Raw genomic sequence first — 341 nt, 5'->3', positions numbered from 1 at the left:
TGTGATGATACGGATGGGAATGATACAAATAATCTAGGAACCTTTGATTTATCTACTAAAGATGCTGAAATTTTAGGCGCTTTAGTAGGAACAGCTACTGTTAGCTATTATACATCAGATGCTTTAGCACAAGCTGGATTAGCAGGAACAGAAATCATGGGCTTATATACAACGACGACACCTTCTTTGCAGGTTATTCATGCAAGAGTGGAGGATGATATTACGGGTTGTTTTGATGTAGTAGAATTAGTCCTAATTGTAAACCCATTACCAAATTTAGACAACATTCCACCAATGATTGCTTGTGATTTTAATAACACGGGTGATATGATGGAGATGTT

Annotated in this window: 1 protein-coding gene; it reads left to right on the top strand. The window is 36.7% G+C overall.

The window, feature by feature from the left end:
• Positions 1-341 (top strand): hypothetical protein (locus Q0828_RS24425; protein ID WP_298427991.1); only part of this gene is annotated, 341 nt, incomplete at both ends.

This window comes from uncultured Kordia sp., from assembly GCF_947496985.1.
GTDB lineage: Bacteria > Bacteroidota > Bacteroidia > Flavobacteriales > Flavobacteriaceae > Kordia.
The sequence above is the reverse complement of the archived record's forward strand: the minus strand, read 5'-3'. Positions and strand labels throughout refer to the sequence as shown.